The sequence below is a fragment of the Dechloromonas denitrificans genome, assembly GCF_020510685.1.
Lineage (GTDB): Bacteria > Pseudomonadota > Gammaproteobacteria > Burkholderiales > Rhodocyclaceae > Azonexus > Azonexus denitrificans_A.
In genome coordinates, this window is sequence record NZ_CP075185.1 from 363,917 (window position 1) to 381,857 (window position 17,941).

The 17,941-nt window shown below is 58.7% G+C and carries 14 protein-coding genes and 4 tRNA genes; all 18 read left to right on the forward strand.

The genetic code is table 11. The features are described from left to right. Positions 1–85: 85 nt before the first annotated feature. Positions 86–1,942 carry a dihydroxy-acid dehydratase gene (ilvD, locus tag KI611_RS01770; RefSeq protein WP_226418125.1) on the forward strand — a complete coding sequence of 619 codons (1,857 nt, stop codon included), beginning with the start codon at positions 86–88 and terminating at the stop codon, positions 1,940–1,942. Next, on the forward strand, positions 1,939–2,559 hold the full coding sequence (gene rhtB, locus KI611_RS01775) for a homoserine/homoserine lactone efflux protein (protein ID WP_226418126.1): 621 nt from the start codon (positions 1,939–1,941) through the stop codon (positions 2,557–2,559). The genes ilvD and rhtB overlap by 4 nt, the downstream gene beginning before the upstream one ends. Positions 2,560–2,732: 173 nt before the next feature. After that, positions 2,733–3,041: a c-type cytochrome gene (locus KI611_RS01780; RefSeq protein ID WP_226418127.1), complete on the forward strand. Its 309-nt coding sequence runs from the start codon at positions 2,733–2,735 to the stop codon at positions 3,039–3,041. A gap of 94 nt (positions 3,042–3,135) precedes the next feature. After that, positions 3,136–3,220: transfer RNA gene (locus tag KI611_RS01785), tRNA-Tyr, on the forward strand. 42 nt (positions 3,221–3,262) lie between these two features. Then, a tRNA-Gly gene (locus KI611_RS01790) sits at positions 3,263–3,336 on the forward strand. A gap of 30 nt (positions 3,337–3,366) precedes the next feature. Then, positions 3,367–3,441: transfer RNA gene (locus KI611_RS01795), tRNA-Thr, on the forward strand. Between the two features lie 52 nt (positions 3,442–3,493). Then, positions 3,494–4,684, forward strand: coding sequence for an elongation factor Tu (gene tuf / locus KI611_RS01800; RefSeq protein ID WP_226418128.1), 1,191 nt, complete (start codon positions 3,494–3,496; stop codon positions 4,682–4,684). 61 nt (positions 4,685–4,745) lie between these two features. Then, positions 4,746–4,821: transfer RNA gene (locus KI611_RS01805), tRNA-Trp, on the forward strand. 24 nt (positions 4,822–4,845) lie between these two features. After that, positions 4,846–5,199, forward strand: coding sequence for a preprotein translocase subunit SecE (gene secE, locus KI611_RS01810; protein ID WP_264180018.1), 354 nt, complete (start codon positions 4,846–4,848; stop codon positions 5,197–5,199). Beyond that, the gene (gene nusG / locus KI611_RS01815) at positions 5,196–5,729 is read left to right on the forward strand and encodes a transcription termination/antitermination protein NusG (protein WP_226418129.1); all 534 of its coding nucleotides are present in this window, start codon (positions 5,196–5,198) and stop codon (positions 5,727–5,729) included. The genes secE and nusG overlap by 4 nt, the downstream gene beginning before the upstream one ends. Before the next feature lie 107 nt (positions 5,730–5,836). After that, positions 5,837–6,268 (forward strand): 50S ribosomal protein L11, encoded by a 432-nt coding sequence (rplK, locus tag KI611_RS01820; protein WP_226418130.1) that lies wholly within the window; start codon positions 5,837–5,839, stop codon positions 6,266–6,268. 2 nt (positions 6,269–6,270) lie between these two features. After that, entirely contained in the window at positions 6,271–6,966 is a 696-nt protein-coding gene (gene rplA / locus KI611_RS01825) for a 50S ribosomal protein L1 (RefSeq protein WP_226418131.1), read from the forward strand. A 227-nt stretch (positions 6,967–7,193) separates the two neighbouring features. Further along, a complete protein-coding gene (rplJ, locus tag KI611_RS01830; RefSeq protein WP_226418132.1) occupies positions 7,194–7,691 on the forward strand; it encodes a 50S ribosomal protein L10 in 498 nt (165 codons plus the stop codon). Between the two features lie 38 nt (positions 7,692–7,729). Beyond that, positions 7,730–8,101 carry a 50S ribosomal protein L7/L12 gene (gene rplL / locus KI611_RS01835; protein WP_226418133.1) on the forward strand — a complete coding sequence of 124 codons (372 nt, stop codon included), beginning with the start codon at positions 7,730–7,732 and terminating at the stop codon, positions 8,099–8,101. A gap of 207 nt (positions 8,102–8,308) precedes the next feature. Next, positions 8,309–12,592 (forward strand): DNA-directed RNA polymerase subunit beta, encoded by a 4,284-nt coding sequence (rpoB, locus tag KI611_RS01840; RefSeq protein WP_226418134.1) that lies wholly within the window; start codon positions 8,309–8,311, stop codon positions 12,590–12,592. Between the two features lie 21 nt (positions 12,593–12,613). Then, positions 12,614–16,825, forward strand: a complete 4,212-nt coding sequence (rpoC, locus tag KI611_RS01845) for a DNA-directed RNA polymerase subunit beta' (protein WP_226418135.1) — start codon at positions 12,614–12,616, stop codon at positions 16,823–16,825. Between the two features lie 156 nt (positions 16,826–16,981). Further along, positions 16,982–17,359, forward strand: a complete 378-nt coding sequence (gene rpsL / locus KI611_RS01850; RefSeq protein ID WP_066879509.1) for a 30S ribosomal protein S12 — start codon at positions 16,982–16,984, stop codon at positions 17,357–17,359. A 110-nt stretch (positions 17,360–17,469) separates the two neighbouring features. Further along, positions 17,470–17,940: a 30S ribosomal protein S7 gene (gene rpsG / locus KI611_RS01855; protein WP_226418136.1), complete on the forward strand. Its 471-nt coding sequence runs from the start codon at positions 17,470–17,472 to the stop codon at positions 17,938–17,940. The last annotated feature ends 1 nt before the right edge of the window (position 17,941 follow it).

Sequence of the window (17,941 nt, forward strand, 5' to 3'; positions counted from 1 at the left end):
TGGCTTAGAGTGGGCTAGAATTAGCCGATTATAGTTCGCGCCTTTCGTTATCGAATTCCGGCGCATAGTTTTGACGGAGATAGTCATGCCCCAGTACCGTTCCCGCACTTCCACCCACGGTCGCAACATGGCCGGCGCGCGCGCCTTGTGGCGCGCCACCGGCATGAAGGACGGCGATTTCGGCAAACCGATCATTGCCGTCGTTAACTCCTTCACGCAATTCGTGCCGGGCCATGTGCACCTGAAGGACATGGGCCAGCTGGTCGCCCGCGAAATCGAGGCGGCCGGCGGCATCGCCAAGGAGTTCAACACGATTGCCATCGATGACGGCATCGCCATGGGGCACAGCGGCATGCTGTATTCCTTGCCGTCGCGCGACCTGATCGCCGACTCCGTCGAATACATGGTCAATGCCCACTGTGCCGACGCCATGGTCTGCATCTCCAACTGCGACAAGATCACCCCGGGCATGCTGATGGCAGCCATGCGCCTGAACATCCCGGTGGTCTTCGTCTCCGGCGGTCCGATGGAAGCCGGCAAGGTCAGCTGGAAAGACCAGACCATCAAGGTCGATCTGATCGATGCGATGATCAAGGCCGGCGACCGGTCGGTTTCCGATCAGGAAGTCGAGAGCTTCGAGCGTTCCGCCTGTCCGACCTGCGGTTCGTGCTCCGGCATGTTTACCGCCAATTCGATGAACTGTCTGACCGAGGCCCTGGGTCTCAGCTTGCCCGGCAATGGAACGGTCGTCGCCACGCATGCCGACCGCAAGCAGCTTTTCCTGCGCGCCGGCCGTCTCGTCGTCGACTTGTGCAAGCGCTATTACGAACAGGACGACGCGTCGGTGCTGCCGCGCTCGATCGTCACCAAGGAAGCCTTCGAGAACGCCATGACCCTCGATGTGTCGATGGGCGGTTCGACCAACACCGTGTTGCACATCCTGGCGATGGCGCGCGAAGGCGGCGTCGATTTCACCATGCCGGACATCGATCGCATTTCCCGCCGCGTGCCCTGCCTGGCCAAGGTGGCGCCGGCGACCCAGGAATACCACATCGAGGACGTACACCGTGCCGGCGGCATCATGGGCATCTTGGGCGAACTCGATCGGGCCGGCCTGTTGCACCGCGATTTGCCGACGGTCTATTCAGCAACGCTGGGTGAGGCCATTGACCGTTGGGACGTCGTCCGTGAGCATGACGTGACGGTGCATGAGTTTTTCAAGGCCGCCCCGGGTGGCGTGCCGACGCAGACCGCCTTCTCGCAGGATCGCCGTTACAACGAACTCGATCTCGATCGCACGCATGGCTGCATCCGCAACAAGGCCAATGCGTATACGCAAGATGGCGGGCTGGCCGTGCTCTATGGCAACATCGCCCTCGACGGCTGCATCGTCAAGACCGCCGGGGTCGATGAATCGATCTGGAAATTCACCGGCAAGGCGCGTGTCTTCGAAAGCCAGGATGCCGCGGTGGAGGCCATTCTCGGTGAGAAAATCGTTGCCGGTGACGTTGTCGTCATTCGCTACGAAGGCCCGAAGGGCGGCCCGGGCATGCAGGAAATGCTCTATCCGACCTCTTATCTGAAATCGATGGGGCTGGGCAAGGAATGTGCACTGTTGACCGATGGCCGGTTCTCGGGGGGCACCTCCGGGCTGTCGATCGGGCATGCTTCGCCGGAAGCGGCGAATGGCGGCGCGATCGGTCTGGTGGAAGAAGGCGATACGATCGAGATCGATATCCCGAATCGGCGCATTCATCTGGCGATTAGCGATGACGAACTGACGGCGCGTCGGGTCGCCATGGATGCCAAGGGTGACGCCGCCTGGCTGCCGGTCGACCGTGAACGTGTTGTTTCGGCCGCCTTGCAGGCTTACGCGTTGATGGCGACCTCGGCTGACAAGGGCGCGGTGCGCGACGTGACGCAGATTCAGCGCCGCAAATGAGTTTCGCGGTCTGGCTCGGGTTCCTGTTGGCGGCGATCCTGATCGCCGTCACGCCCGGGCCGGGTGCCGTGATCAGCATGAGTACCGGGCTGCGTCATGGCTACCGGGCGGCATTGTTGGCCATTTGCGGCCTGCAGGCGGCGATCATTCTGCATCTGCTGATCGTGGCAATCGGTCTGGGGGCGTTGCTGGCAACTTCCGAAACGGCCTTTTCCATCGTCAAATTCGTAGGCGCCGCCTATCTGGTCTGGCTGGGCATTCAGAAATGGCGTGCTCCGACCGTTCCGGCGGCAGCTGGTGCGGTGCCTTTGACGCATAAAGGCCTGTTTTTCCAGGGACTGCTGGTCAATCTGACCAACCCTAAGGCAATTGTCTTCATCTGTGCCCTGGTGCCGCAGTTTATCGATCCGGCAAGGCCGCAGGTGCCCCAGTATTTGCTGATCGCCGTGACGCTGTGCCTGACTGACATGATGGTGATGTCGACCTACGCCTTGGGCGCGGCAAGTTTGGCGCGCTGGTTGCATGATCCGCGTACCATTTGTCTGCAGAATCGCGCCTTCGGCGGTTTGTTCGTATCGGCCGGGGCGCTCCTGGCAATGTCCTCTCGATCTTCCTGAGTGTGCTGGTCAACGTCCGGTCGAGGTGTGCGTTAATTGACCACCGATACCGGTCGGCCGACGTTCCCGCCAGCGAAATCCCCTACTGCTGAAGCGGTTTGCACGCGACGGGAAAGGGTCTTATCATCCGAAGCTGATTTTCTACCTATAAACCTGACACACGGAGTGAACGAATGAAAGCTGTTTATATCGCCATGATGGCTGCCGCAGGCATCGTGATGACCGGCCAGGCCCACGCCGACGAAGCCTTGGCCAAAGCCAAGAACTGTATGTCCTGCCATGCCATCGACAAAAAGCTCGTTGGCCCGGCCTACAAGGAAGTTGCCGCCAAGTACAAGGGTGACAAGGGCGCGGTTGCTACCTTGGCTGCCAAGGTCAAGGCAGGCGGCAAGGGCGTCTGGGGTCAGATTCCGATGCCGCCGAACAATGTGACCGATGACGAAGCCAAGAAGCTGGTTACCTGGGTTTTGTCCCAGAAATAATCTGCTCTCTGCGGAAAAGGCCGGCCTCGAGCCGGCTTTTTTTATTTTAGGGGTTGACAGTCTTCGGCTGGGTCCGGATAATCTTGCGTTCTCCGGAGGGGTTCCCGAGCGGTCAAAGGGATCAGACTGTAAATCTGACGGCTCTGCCTTCGAAGGTTCGAATCCTTCCCCCTCCACCAGATTTAATGCTGTAGCGGCCTGTGCTGCGGGCGTTGGGTTTTGCGGGTGTAGCTCAATGGTAGAGCTGAAGCCTTCCAAGCTTAAGACGAGGGTTCGATTCCCTTCACCCGCTCCACGATGCGGTAAGGCTGGGTTTTTAAGGTAGGCCCATGTGGCTCAGTGGTAGAGCACTCCCTTGGTAAGGGAGAGGTCGGCAGTTCGATCCTGCCCATGGGCACCACCGTTTAGCTTGGATTCTGGATTTTTTGTTATTTGATCATTGAGGAACTGGAATGGCTAAGGAAAAATTCGAGCGTACGAAACCGCACGTAAACGTGGGCACGATTGGTCACGTTGACCATGGCAAGACCACGCTGACGGCTGCGATCACCACGGTGCTGGCCAAGAAGTTCGGCGGCTCGGCCAAGGCGTATGACCAGATCGATGCGGCGCCGGAAGAAAAGGCTCGCGGTATCACCATCAATACCGCCCACGTCGAGTACGAAACCGCCAACCGTCACTACGCCCACGTTGATTGCCCGGGCCACGCTGACTACGTCAAGAACATGATTACCGGTGCCGCCCAGATGGACGGCGCCATTCTCGTCTGTTCCGCCGCTGACGGCCCGATGCCCCAGACCCGCGAGCACATCCTGCTGGCCCGTCAGGTCGGCGTGCCGTACGTGCTGGTGTACATGAACAAGTGCGACATGGTTGACGATGCCGAACTGCTCGAACTCGTCGAAATGGAACTGCGCGAGCTGCTCTCCAAGTACGATTTCCCGGGCGACGACACCCCGATCATTCACGGCTCCGCCCTGAAGGCTCTGGAAGGCGATCAATCCGAAATCGGCGAACCGTCGATCTTCCGTCTGGCTGATGCTCTGGACTCCTACATCCCGACCCCGGAACGTGCCGTTGATCAGCCGTTCCTGATGCCGGTGGAAGACGTCTTCTCGATCTCCGGTCGCGGCACTGTCGTTACCGGTCGTATCGAACGCGGCGTCGTCAAGGTTGGCGAAGAAATCGAAATCGTCGGTATCCGCCCGACCGTCAAGACCACCTGTACCGGTGTGGAAATGTTCCGCAAGCTGCTTGACCAAGGTCAGGCTGGCGACAACGTCGGCGCGCTGCTGCGCGGCACCAAGCGGGAAGATGTCGAACGTGGTCAAGTGCTGTGCAAGCCGGGTTCGATCACCCCGCACACCCACTTCACCGGCGAAGTGTACGTGCTGTCGAAAGACGAAGGTGGTCGTCACACCCCGTTCTTCAACAACTATCGTCCGCAGTTCTACTTCCGCACGACCGACGTGACCGGCGCGATCTCGCTGCCGGAAGGCGTTGAAATGGTCATGCCGGGTGACAACATCCAGATGACCGTCAAGCTGATCGCTCCGATCGCCATGGAAGAAGGTCTGCGTTTCGCCATCCGTGAAGGCGGTCGTACCGTCGGCGCCGGTGTCGTTGCCAAGATCATCGAGTAATCGGTAGTCTTTTGTAATCAAGGCGCTTCGGGAGACCGAGGCGCTTTGATGTTTCTGCAGCAGGGGTGTAGCTCAATTGGTAGAGCAACGGTTTCCAAAACCGTAGGTCGGGGGTTCGATTCCCTCCGCCCCTGCCACCCTCTTTAAAGATCGCGAACTTCATGGCTGACAAGATCAAGTTTGCGCTGGCGCTGGTAATTCTGGCAGCTGGCGTGGCTGGCTTCTACCTGCTCTCGGAGCAGGCAATGATTTTGCGCGTCCTGGCGGTCCTCGTTGGGTTTGCGCTGGCGATTGCCGTGGCTTGGAAGACTGAGCCCGGTCAGCGCTTTTTTGTATTTGCCAACGAGTCAGTGGTTGAAGCCAAGAAAGTTGTCTGGCCAACCCGCAAGGAAACCATGCAGACCACCGGGGCGGTTTTTGCCTTTGTCGTGGTTATGGCGGTCTTCCTCTATCTGACTGACAAGAGCCTCGAGTGGGTTCTCTACGACCTCGTGTTGGGCTGGAAGAAATCATGAGCAAACGCTGGTACGTCGTACATGCCTACTCCGGCTTCGAGAAAAGTGTGATGCGCGCCATACAGGAGCGCATCACCCGTTTGGGTATGGAAGAAAAATTCGGCCGCATTCTGGTGCCGGTTGAAGAAGTTGTGGAAATGAAGGGCGGTCAAAAGGCCATTTCCGAGCGTAAGTTCTTTCCAGGCTACGTGCTGTGCGAAATGGATATGGACGACGATTCCTGGCACTTGGTGAAGAACACGCCCAAGGTCACCGGATTCGTTGGCGGGACCGCCACCAAGCCGACCCCGATTTCCGAAAAGGAAGTCGAAAAGATCATGCAGCAAATGCAGGAAGGGGTTGAAAAGCCCCGTCCCAAGGTGCTCTTCGAGGCAGGGGAAGTGGTTCGGGTCAAGGAAGGTCCGTTCACTGATTTCCACGGCTCGGTCGAGGACGTCAATTACGAAAAAAATCGCCTGCGTGTTTCCGTGACCATTTTTGGTCGGGCGACGCCAGTTGAGTTGGAGTTCGGTCAGGTCGAAAAAGCCTGATTGTTTAGTTTAGGGCAGGCCGAAAGCCTTGTGTTTCGGCAAGAGGAGCGTTGGTAGTGAGGTGATCCTCATGAAGGCGCGCTACCACTCATTTATTAGGAGCCATTATGGCGAAGAAGATTGTTGGCTACATCAAGCTGCAAGTGCCGGCGGGCAAAGCAAACCCGTCGCCCCCGATTGGTCCGGCGCTGGGTCAGCGCGGCCTGAACATCATGGAATTCTGCAAGGCCTTCAATGCCCAGACGCAAGGCGTCGAGCCGGGCCTGCCGATTCCGGTCGTGATTACCGCCTTCGCGGACAAGTCTTTCACCTTCGTGATGAAGACCCCGCCGGCTACCATCCTGATCAAGAAGGCCGCTGGCATCAAGTCCGGTTCGGCCAAGCCGCATACCGACAAGGTTGGCAAAATTACGCGTGCTCAGGCTGAAGAAATCGCCAAGGCCAAACAGCCGGATCTGACCGCTTCCGATCTCGAAGCAGCTGTCCGCACCATCGCCGGCTCCGCCCGCTCGATGGGCATCACGGTGGAGGGCCTCTAATCATGGCTAAGCTTACGAAGAAACAAAAAGCCCAGCAGGGCAAGGTCGTCGCGCAAAAGCTCTATCCGGTTCAGGAAGCGCTGACCCTGGCCAAGGAAACCGCCACTGCCAAATTCGATGAGTCGATCGACGTCGCCGTTAACCTTGGCGTTGATGCACGTAAGTCCGACCAAGTTGTGCGTGGTTCGGTCGTGTTGCCGGCCGGTACCGGCAAGTCGGTTCGCGTTGCCGTGTTCGCTCAGGGCGAAAAGGCTGAGGCCGCCAAGGCTGCAGGCGCCGAAGTCGTCGGTTTCGACGACCTGGCTGCCGAAGTCAAGGCCGGCAATCTGAACTTCGATGTCGTCATCGCCACGCCGGACGCCATGCGTATCGTTGGTCAGCTCGGCCAGATTCTCGGCCCGCGCGGCCTGATGCCGAACCCGAAGGTTGGTACCGTGACGATGGATGTCACGACGGCTGTCAAGAACGCCAAGGCCGGCCAGGTTCAATACCGCACCGACAAGGGCGGCATCGTGCACGCCACGATCGGTCGCGCATCGTTCTCTGTCGAAAGCCTTGAAAGCAACCTGAAGGCCTTGATTGATGCCTTGAACAAGGCGAAGCCCGCTTCCTCCAAGGGGCAGTATCTGCGCAAAGTCGCGGTCGCCGCCACCATGGGCCCGGGCGTTCGCGTTGATCAGGCTACGCTGGTTGGCTAAAAGTACTTTGGGCTGCTGATTGCTGTCTAGGCAGCAATCAGCGGATCGTCAAAGACCGCAGGCGCCCCGGTAACGGAGCTTAATCGCAACTGCAACCTGCGCAGACGGTGCCCCAGAACAAGATTTCTTGCTGGCCGATGAGGGCAGCATAGCTTCTGGTTCAGGTCGCCGTAGGTGCGGCGGAAAATTCTTTCCGCCGTGTTATGACTTGAAAGGAGGAAAGACCTGTGGGTCTCAATCTGAACGACAAAAAAGCGGTTGTAGCTGAGGTGTCGGCACAAGTGGCCAACGCACAGACCATCGTGATTGCCGAATATCGTGGCATTGGGGTCGTCGACCTCACCGTGCTGCGCAAGAAGGCGCGCGAGTCTGGTGTGTATCTGCGTGTGTTGAAGAATACCTTGGTGCGTCGCGCGGTCGCGGACACCCCGTTCGCCGGCCTGGCTGACCAAATGGTCGGTCCGCTGATTTACAGCGTGTCTGCCGATCCGGTAGCTGCTGCAAAGGTTCTCAGCGATTTCGCCAAAACCAACGACAAGCTCGTGCTCAAGGCCGGTTCCTATGCCGGCAACGTGCTCGACAAAGCCGGTGTGCAGGCGCTTGCCTCCATCCCGAGCCGCGAAGAGTTGCTCTCCAAGCTGCTGTATGTCATGCAGGCTCCGGTTGCCGGCTTCGTCCGTGCTCTGGATGCTCTTGCCAAGCAGCGCGAAGAAGTCGCCGCTTGATCCTTACCGCATACGAACTGATTTAGGAGTTTATTGAAATGGCAATTAGCAAAGAAGACATCCTGGAAGCCGTTGGCTCCCTGACCGTTATGGAACTGAATGACCTGGTCAAGGCATTCGAAGAGAAGTTCGGCGTTTCCGCCGCTGCCGTCGCCGTTGCTGGCCCGGCTGCTGCTGGTGCCGCTGCTGCCGAAGAGCAGACCGAATTCACCGTCATGCTCAATGCTGCCGGCGACAAGAAGGTTGAAGTCATCAAGGTCGTGCGCGCAGTGACCGGTCTGGGCCTCAAAGAAGCCAAGGACCTGGTTGATGGTGCCCCGAAGGCCGTCAAGGAAGGCGTTTCCAAGGCTGACGCGGAAGCCCTCAAGAAGCAACTGGAAGACGCAGGCGCCAAGGTCGAAGTCAAGTAATCGACGACAGGTGTTCGGGCTGGCGGTTCACCCGCCAGCCCTTTTGTGCTTTGTACGACAGGTTTCATTGATCCAAAAAACGAACTTGAATATCGCCAAGCGGCAAACGCAAACGACGCTTTCCTCTTCCCTGAACGGGAGGCGAGCACGTTTGCGTTTGCCTGTTTCGACAGGTTCTACGTTTGATTTAATCCTCACGGAGTTACCATGACTTACTCCTTCACCGAGAAGAAACGCATCCGCAAGAGTTTCGCCAAGCGCGCCAGCGTGCTTGATGTTCCCTTTCTGCTTGCGACCCAGCTCGAGTCCTTTACAGCTTTCCTGCAAGCGGAAGTCCCCGCTGAAAAACGCAAAAATGAAGGCTTGCAGGCTGCATTCAACTCGATCTTTCCGATTGTTTCTCACTCCGGCAATGCGCGCCTCGAGTTCGTCAGCTTCATGTTGGGTGCTCCGGCCTTTGATGTAACCGAGTGTCAGCAGCGCGGCCTTACCTTTGCCTCTTCGCTGCGCGCCAGGGTGCGCCTGGTGATCATGGATCGCGAAGCACCGGACACCGTGAAGGAAGTCAAGGAGCAGGAAGTCTATATGGGCGAAATTCCGCTCATGACGACCAATGGTTCCTTCGTGATCAACGGCACCGAGCGCGTCATCGTTTCGCAGTTGCATCGCTCGCCTGGCGTCTTCTTCGAGCATGATCGGGGCAAGACCCACAGCTCGGGCAAGCTGCTTTTCTCCGCCCGGATCATTCCTTACCGCGGTTCCTGGCTCGATTTCGAGTTCGATCCGAAGGACACGCTGTTCTTCCGTGTCGACCGTCGTCGCAAGATGCCGGTGACCACGCTGCTCAAAGCCATCGGCATGTCCTCCGAGGAGATCCTCGACCAGTTCTTCGATTTCGATACCTTCCTGCTGGGTAAGGAAAAGATCGAATTCACGCTGGTTCCCGAGCGTCTGCGCGGTGAAGTTGCCCGCTTTGATTTTGTTGGTCCGGACGGCAAGGTTATCGTCGCCAAGGACAAGCGCATCACCGCCAAGCACATCCGCGATATTGGCGCCGCTGGGCTGCAGCAACTCGTCGTGCCGGAAGATTTCATCGTCGGCCGCGTGGTCGCCCGTAACATCATCGACAAGGCCACTGGCGAAGTCATTGCCAATGCCAACGACGAAATCACTGAAACCCTGCTCGCCAAGTTGCGCGAAGCCGAGATCACGACCGTTGAGACGCTGTACACCAACGAACTCGATCGTGGTGCCTTCATCTCGAACACCCTGCGGGCTGACGAAACAGCTTCCCGCCAGGCCGCTCGCATCGCCATCTACCGCATGATGCGTCCGGGTGAGCCGCCGACCGAGGAAGCTGTCGAGATCCTGTTCAACGGTCTCTTCTACTCGGATGAGCGCTACGACCTGTCCGGCGTTGGCCGGATGAAGTTCAATCGCCGCCTGACGCGCCCCGGTGTCATTGAATACAAGGTTACGGTCAAGAATCTGGCGTCGCGTGCCGAAGCAGCTCTGAAGAACCTGTCTGAAGGTTCGGGCTTCTCGATGGCCGCCATTCAGGATCTGGTCGGTCTGCTGCCTTACGGCCCGCGTGCCTTCTCGGAGAACCTGACTCTGGAAGAAGCCGAGTCGCTGGTTGCCAAGATCAAGCCGCTCGGCGCCAATGCCGAAGTGCGTGAGCAACTGACCCTGTCGCCGCGCGACATCGTTGAAGTGATCAAGATCCTCGTTGAACTGCGCAATGGCCGCGGTGAAATCGACGATATCGATCACCTCGGTAATCGCCGCGTCCGTTCGGTCGGCGAACTGGCCGAAAACCAGTTCCGTGCCGGTCTGGTTCGTGTCGAACGCGCCGTCAAGGAACGTCTGTCGCAAGCCGAATCCGACAACCTGATGCCGCACGACCTGATCAACGCCAAGCCGATCAGTGCCGCGATCAAGGAATTCTTCGGTTCCAGTCAGTTGTCGCAGTTTATGGACCAGACCAACCCGCTGTCGGAAATTACCCACAAGCGTCGGGTTTCCGCTCTCGGCCCAGGTGGTCTGACGCGTGAACGCGCCGGCTTTGAAGTCCGCGACGTGCACCCGACCCACTATGGTCGTGTTTGCCCGATCGAAACACCGGAAGGTCCGAACATCGGTCTGATCAACTCCTTGGCACTGTTTGCCCGGGTCAATGATTACGGCTTTATCGAAACGGCCTACCGCAAGGTTTCCGACAGTCAGGTTACCAACGAGATCGAATACCTCTCGGCGATCGAGGAAGGCAACTATGTCGTCGCCCAGGCCAATTCTTCGCTCGACGCAAACGGTCGTCTGTCCGACGATCTGGTCACCTGCCGCGAAAAGGGCGAAACCATCCTGGCTGAACCGGCCCGTGTTCAATACATGGACGTGGCTCCCGGCCAGATCGTTTCCGTTGCCGCATCGCTGATTCCGTTCCTTGAGCATGACGATGCGAACCGCGCGCTGATGGGCGCCAACATGCAGCGTCAGGCCGTGCCTTGTCTGCGTCCGGAAAAGCCGTTGGTCGGAACCGGTATCGAGCGCACCGTTGCGGTCGACTCGGGTACCGCGGTTGTCGCCCTGCGCGGCGGCAAGGTCGACTATGTCGATGCAGCGCGCGTCGTGGTCCGGGTTAACGACGATGAAACGATTGCCGGTGAAGTCGGCGTCGATATCTACAACCTGGTCAAGTACACCCGTTCCAACCAGAACACCAACATCAACCAGCGTCCGCTGGTCCGCGTTGGCGACATTATCGCCAAGGGCGACGTGGTGGCCGACGGCGCTTCTACCGACAAGGGCGAACTGGCCCTCGGTCAGAACATGCTGATCGCCTTCATGCCGTGGAATGGCTACAACTTCGAAGACTCGATCCTGATCTCCGAACGGGTCGTTGCCGAAGACCGCTATACCTCGATCCATATTGAGGAACTGACGGTCGTCGCCCGCGACACCAAGCTTGGTCCTGAAGAAATCACCCGCGACATCGCGTCTCTGGGTGAAGTCCAGCTGTCGCGTCTGGATGATTCCGGCATCGTCTATATCGGTGCCGAAGTCGAAGCCGGCGACGTGCTGGTCGGCAAGGTTACGCCCAAAGGCGAAACCCAGCTGACGCCGGAAGAAAAGCTGTTGCGCGCCATCTTTGGCGAAAAGGCTTCCGACGTTAAGGACACTTCCCTGCGCGTTCCTTCGGGCATCGCTGGTACGGTCATCGACGTTCAGGTGTTCACCCGCGAAGGCATCGAGCGCGACAAGCGTGCCCAGTCGATCATCGACGAGCACCTGCGGCACTACAAGCTGGATCTGGCCGACCAGATGCGTATCGTCGAGCGCGACGCGTTCGAGCGGGTTGGTCGTCTGATTGTTGGCAAGAAAGCCAATGGCGGACCGAAGAAGCTGGCCAAGGGCGCGAGCATCGATCAGGCCTATCTCGATGGCATGGATCCGCACCACTGGTTCGATATTCGTCTGTCCGAAGATGACGCCGCACTGCAGCTGGAACAGGTCAAGGATGGCCTGGAACAGGCCCGCAAGGACTTCGATCTGGCTTTCGAAGCCAAGCGCAAGAAGCTGACCCAGGGCGACGAACTGCCGCCGGGCGTGCAGAAGATGGTCAAGGTCTATGTCGCCGTCAAGCGTCGCCTGCAGCCGGGTGACAAGATGGCCGGTCGCCACGGTAACAAGGGTGTGGTTTCCCGCATCCTGCCGGTCGAAGACATGCCGCACATGGCTGACGGCAGCCCGGTCGATATCGTGCTGAACCCGCTCGGCGTGCCGTCGCGGATGAACGTCGGTCAGATTCTCGAAGTCCACCTCGGCCTCGCCGCCAAGGGCCTCGGTCACAAGATCGGCGCGATGTTGCGCGCCCAGTCCAGTGCCAAGGAAATGCGTGGCTTCCTGGATACGGTATACAACTCCAGTGGCAAGTCCGAGAACCTCGACGAGTTGAACGATGTCGAAGTGATGGAGATGGCTGGCAATTTGCAAAGCGGCGTGCCGTTCGCGACGCCGGTGTTCGACGGGGCCAAGGAAGAAGAAATCAAGGCGATGCTGGCGCTCGCCGGCATGCCGTCTTCCGGTCAGATGACGCTGTACGACGGCCGCACTGGCGAAGCTTTCGAGCGCTCGGTAACCGTCGGCTACATGCACTACCTGAAGTTGCACCACTTGGTCGATGACAAGATGCACGCTCGTTCAACCGGTCCGTACTCGCTGGTTACCCAGCAACCGCTGGGCGGCAAGGCGCAGTTCGGTGGTCAGCGCTTCGGTGAAATGGAAGTGTGGGCGCTGGAAGCCTATGGTGCAGCTTACGTGCTGCAGGAAATGCTGACCGTGAAGTCCGATGACGTGAATGGTCGTACCAAGGTGTACGAAAACATCGTCAAGGGCGAGCACAGGATCGATGCCGGCATGCCGGAATCCTTCAATGTGCTGGTCAAGGAAATTCGTTCGCTGGCGATCGATATCGATCTGGAACGTTACTGATTTAGGGCTGGGAGTTAAACGATGAAAGCATTGCTCGATCTATTCAAGCAGGTAACGGCGGAAGAGGAATTTGATGCCATTACCATTGGCCTCGCTTCGCCCGAAAAGATCCGTTCCTGGTCCTACGGCGAAGTCAAGAAGCCGGAAACCATCAACTACCGCACCTTCAAGCCGGAACGCGATGGCTTGTTCTGCGCCAAGATCTTTGGCCCGATCAAGGATTACGAATGCCTGTGCGGCAAGTACAAGCGCCTCAAGCACCGTGGCGTGATCTGCGAGAAGTGCGGCGTCGAAGTGACGCTGGCCAAGGTTCGTCGTGACCGCATGGGTCACATCGAGCTGGCCTCGCCGACCGCCCACATCTGGTTCCTGAAATCCTTGCCGTCCCGTCTCGGTATGGTGCTCGACATGACGCTGCGCGATATCGAGCGCGTCCTGTATTTCGAAGCCTATGTCGTGACTGATCCCGGCATGGTCAGCAACCTCCAGCGTGCCCAACTGCTCACCGAAGAGCAGTATCTGGAAATGATGGAAGAGCACGGCGACGAGTTCGTCGCGTTCATGGGTGCCGAAGGTATCCGCGAACTGCTGCGCAACCTCGATCTGACCAGCGAAGTCGAGTCTTTGCATGCCGAACTGGAAGTGACCGGTTCGGAAGCCAAGAACAAGAAGCTGGCCAAGCGCCTGAAGATCCTTGAAGGCTTCCAGAAATCCGGCATCAAGCCGGACTGGATGATTCTTGAAGTCCTGCCGGTTCTGCCGCCGGATCTGCGTCCGCTGGTTCCGCTCGACGGCGGCCGCTTCGCGACCTCCGATCTGAACGACCTCTACCGTCGCGTCATCAACCGGAATAACCGTCTGAAGCGTCTGCTCGAGCTGAAGGCGCCGGAAATCATCGTCCGCAACGAAAAGCGCATGCTGCAGGAGTCGGTCGACTCGCTGCTCGACAACGGTCGTCGCGGCAAGGCCATGACCGGTGCCAACAAGCGTCCGCTGAAGTCGCTGGCCGACATGATCAAGGGCAAGGGCGGTCGTTTCCGTCAGAACTTGCTCGGTAAGCGCGTCGACTACTCCGGCCGTTCGGTCATCGTCGTCGGTCCGCAGCTCAAGCTGCACCAGTGCGGCCTGCCCAAGCTGATGGCCCTGGAGCTGTTCAAGCCCTTCATCTTCCACAAGCTGGAAGTGCTCGGCTACGCCACCACCATCAAGCAAGCCAAGAAGATGGTCGAAGGCCAGGAACCGGTCGTCTGGGACATCCTCGAAGATGTCATCCGCGAACATCCGGTCATGCTGAACCGCGCGCCGACCCTGCACCGTCTGGGTATCCAGGCTTTCGAGCCGACCCTGATCGAAGGCAAGGCCATCCAGCTGCACCCGCTCGTCTGCGCGGCCTTCAACGCCGACTTCGACGGTGACCAGATGGCTGTTCACGTGCCGCTGTCCCTTGAAGCCCAGATGGAAGCCCGCACGCTGATGCTGGCCTCCAACAATGTGCTGTCGCCGGCCAACGGCCAGCCGATCATCGTGCCGTCGCAGGATATCGTGCTTGGTCTGTACTACGCGACCCGCGAAAAGACCAATGGCAAGGGTGAAGGCATGTACTTTGCCGACATCGCCGAAATCGAACGCGCCATGGCCGCCAAGGAACTCGACGTCCAGTCGCGGATTTCGGTTCGCCTGAAGCAATACGAACCGGCTGCGGTGGATGGTGAATGGGTCGAGAAAATCGTTCGCGTCGAAACGACGGCTGGTCGTGCGCTGCTTTCCAAGATCCTGCCGAAGGGGTTGCCGTTCAAGGTTATCGACCGCGCCCTGAAGAAGAAGGAAATCTCCAAGCTGATCGACGAATCCTTCCGTCGCTGCGGTTTGAAGGAAACGGTTATCTTCGCCGACAAGCTGATGCAGAACGGTTATGCCCTGGCCACCCGGGCCGGCATTTCCTTCTGTTCCGACGACATGTTGGTGCCGAGCAAGAAGTACGAAATCATTTCCGCCGCTGAAGCGGAAGTGAAAGAAATCGAAATCCAGTACACCAACGGTCTGGTGACCAATGGCGAGCGTTACAACAAGGTCGTCGATATCTGGGGCCGGACCGGTGACCAGGTCGCCAAGGTCATGATGGACGAACTCGGCCACGAGGACACCATCGACCGCCACGGCAAGAAGGTCAAGCAAGAGTCCTTCAACTCCATCTACATGATGGCCGACTCCGGGGCTCGCGGCTCTGCTGCCCAGATCCGTCAGCTGGCTGGTATGCGCGGCCTGATGGCGAAACCGGATGGCTCGATTATCGAGACGCCGATTACCACCAACTTCCGCGAAGGCCTGAACGTCCTCCAGTACTTCATCTCGACCCACGGTGCTCGTAAGGGCCTGGCAGACACGGCACTGAAGACCGCCAACTCCGGTTACCTGACCCGCCGTCTGGTGGACGTGACGCAGGATCTGGTCATTACCGAAGATGACTGCGGAACGCAGAACGGCTTTGTCGTCAAGGCCCTGGTCGAAGGCGGTGAGGTCATCGAACCGTTGCGCGAGCGGATTCTCGGCCGTGTCACGGTTGACGATCTGGTCGACCCGGAAACCCAGGAAACCGTTATTTTCGCCGGTACCATGCTGGACGAGGATCTGGTTGATCTGATCGACAAGTTGGGTATCGACGAAGTCAAGGTTCGCACCCCGCTTTCCTGCGATACCCGCTATGGTCTGTGTGCCAAGTGCTACGGTCGTGACCTCGGTCGCGGCATGATGGTCAATGCCGGCGAGGCCATCGGCGTTATCGCCGCTCAGTCGATCGGCGAGCCGGGTACCCAGCTGACCATGCGGACTTTCCACGTCGGCGGCGCGGCCTCCCGGGCTGCTGTTGCATCGCAGATTGAAGCCAAATCGGCCGGTACGATTCGCTACACCTCGAATATGCGTTATGTGACCAGTGCCAAGGGCGAGAAGGTTGTCATCTCCCGCTCCGGTGAAGTGCTGATTACCGACGACCATGGTCGTGAGCGCGAGCGCCACAAGGTGCCGTACGGCGCCACGCTTTCCGTCGATGAAGGCAAGGTGGTCAAGGCTGGTGCCAAGTTGTCGACCTGGGATCCGCACACCCGTCCGATCGTTACCGAATATGCCGGTACGGTCCGCTTCGAGAATGTCGAAGAGGGCGTCACCGTCGCCAAGCAGGTGGACGATGTTACGGGGCTGTCGACTCTCGTCGTTATCGACCACAAACGTGGTGGCAAGGCTGCCACCAAGGGTATTCGTCCAGTGGTCAAGCTGCTTGATGAAAGCGGTCAGGAAGTGAAGATCACCGGCAGCGACCACCATGTGTCGATCGCCTTCCAGGTTGGCTCGATCATCTCGGTGGTTGACGGTCAGCAGGTTGGTGTCGGCGATGTGCTGGCCCGGATGCCGCAGGAGTCCGCCAAGACCCGCGACATTACCGGCGGTCTGCCGCGCGTCGCCGAGTTGTTCGAAGCCCGGACGCCGAAGGATGCGTCAGTGCTGGCCGAGTTCACCGGGACTATCAGCTTCGGCAAGGACACCAAGGGCAAACAGCGCTTGGTGATCACCGATCTCGACGGTACGGTCCACGAATTCCTGATTCCGAAGGACAAGCATGTGCTGGTCCATGACGGTCAGGTAGTGAACAAGGGCGAGAAGATCGTCGAAGGTCTGCCCGATCCGCATGACATTCTCCGTCTGCAGGGGGTCGAAGCGCTGGCCCGCTATATTACCGACGAAGTCCAGGACGTCTATCGTCTGCAAGGCGTGAAGATCAACGACAAGCACATTGAAGTGATTGTTCGTCAGATGCTGCGTCGGGTCGCCATCGTCGAGCCGGGTGATAGCAAGTTCATCAAGTCGGAACAGGTGGAGCGTGCCGAACTGCTGGCCGAAAACGATCGCATGATCGCCCAGGGCAAGCTGCCGGCTACCTTCGACCACATGTTGCTCGGTATTACCAAGGCCTCGCTGTCGACCGATTCGTTCATCTCTGCCGCGTCCTTCCAGGAAACCACGCGTGTTCTCACCGAGGCTGCCATCATGGGCAAGCGCGACGAACTGCGTGGCCTCAAGGAAAACGTTATCGTCGGACGCCTCATTCCGGCCGGTACCGGTCTTGCCTACCACCGCAGCCGCAAGGCTCAGCTGGCGGGTGAGGACATCGCAGCGGCAAGGGCTCTCGAGCCGGCTGCTGCGGAAAACGCAACGCAGGATGCCGATCTGGGCCTGTAAGTCAAGAGCGACCCTCGTGTCTCGTTGACACGGGGGTTGATCAACCATAGAATCTATGGTCTTTGTCGGCAGAGACTAATCATTGTCTCTGCTTTGGATAACAAAATTGCCGTCGTGCGCCGTCTTTTGGTGCCCGGTCGTTGAAGGAAGTTCGATATGCCGACTATCAATCAGCTCGTGCGCAAGCCGCGCGTTGCCGAGGTCACCAAGAGCAAGGTTCCCGCTCTGGAAAAGTGCCCGCAGAAGCGTGGCGTTTGTACTCGCGTCTATACCACCACCCCGAAGAAGCCGAACTCTGCGCTGCGTAAAGTGTGCAAGGTTCGTCTGACGAATGGCTTTGAAGTCATTTCCTACATCGGTGGTGAAGGCCATAACCTGCAGGAACACTCCGTGGTCCTGATTCGTGGTGGTCGTGTCAAGGATTTGCCGGGTGTGCGTTACCACACCGTGCGCGGCTCCCTGGATACCCAGGGCGTCAAAGATCGCAAGCAGTCCCGTTCCAAGTACGGGGCGAAGCGTCCGAAGGCTGCCTGATTCACTAAGCAGCCTGAGTAAGTGGTCATTCTTCTGGATGGCCGTGAGAGCCGGGTGGGTGTTAACCCATACCCGGCTTTTCAACTGAATCGTGTTTATTTGAGGTTAATATGCCCCGTCGTCGTGTAGTAGCAAAACGTGACATTCTTCCGGATCCCAAGTTCGGCAATGTCGAAGTTTCCAAGTTCATCAATGCAATCATGCAGAGCGGCAAGAAGTCGGTTGCCGAGCGCATTGTTTACGGTGCTTTCGAGATCATCACCACCAAGGGTGGCAAGGATCCGCTAGAAGTTTTCGGTTCGGCCATGTCGAACGTTCGCCCGATGGTTGAGGTGAAGTCCCGTCGTGTTGGCGGTGCCAACTACCAGGTGCCGGTTGAAGTGCGTCCGGCTCGCCGTGCTGCGCTTGCCATGCGCTGGTTGCGTGAGTCGGCCCGCAAGCGTTCGGAAAAATCCATGGGTCAGCGTCTGGCTGCCGAAATGATGGAAGCCGCTGAAAATCGCGGTGGTGCCGTCAAGAAGCGTGATGAAGTGCACCGTATGGCTGAAGCCAACAAGGCTTTTGCTCACTTCCGCTTCTAAT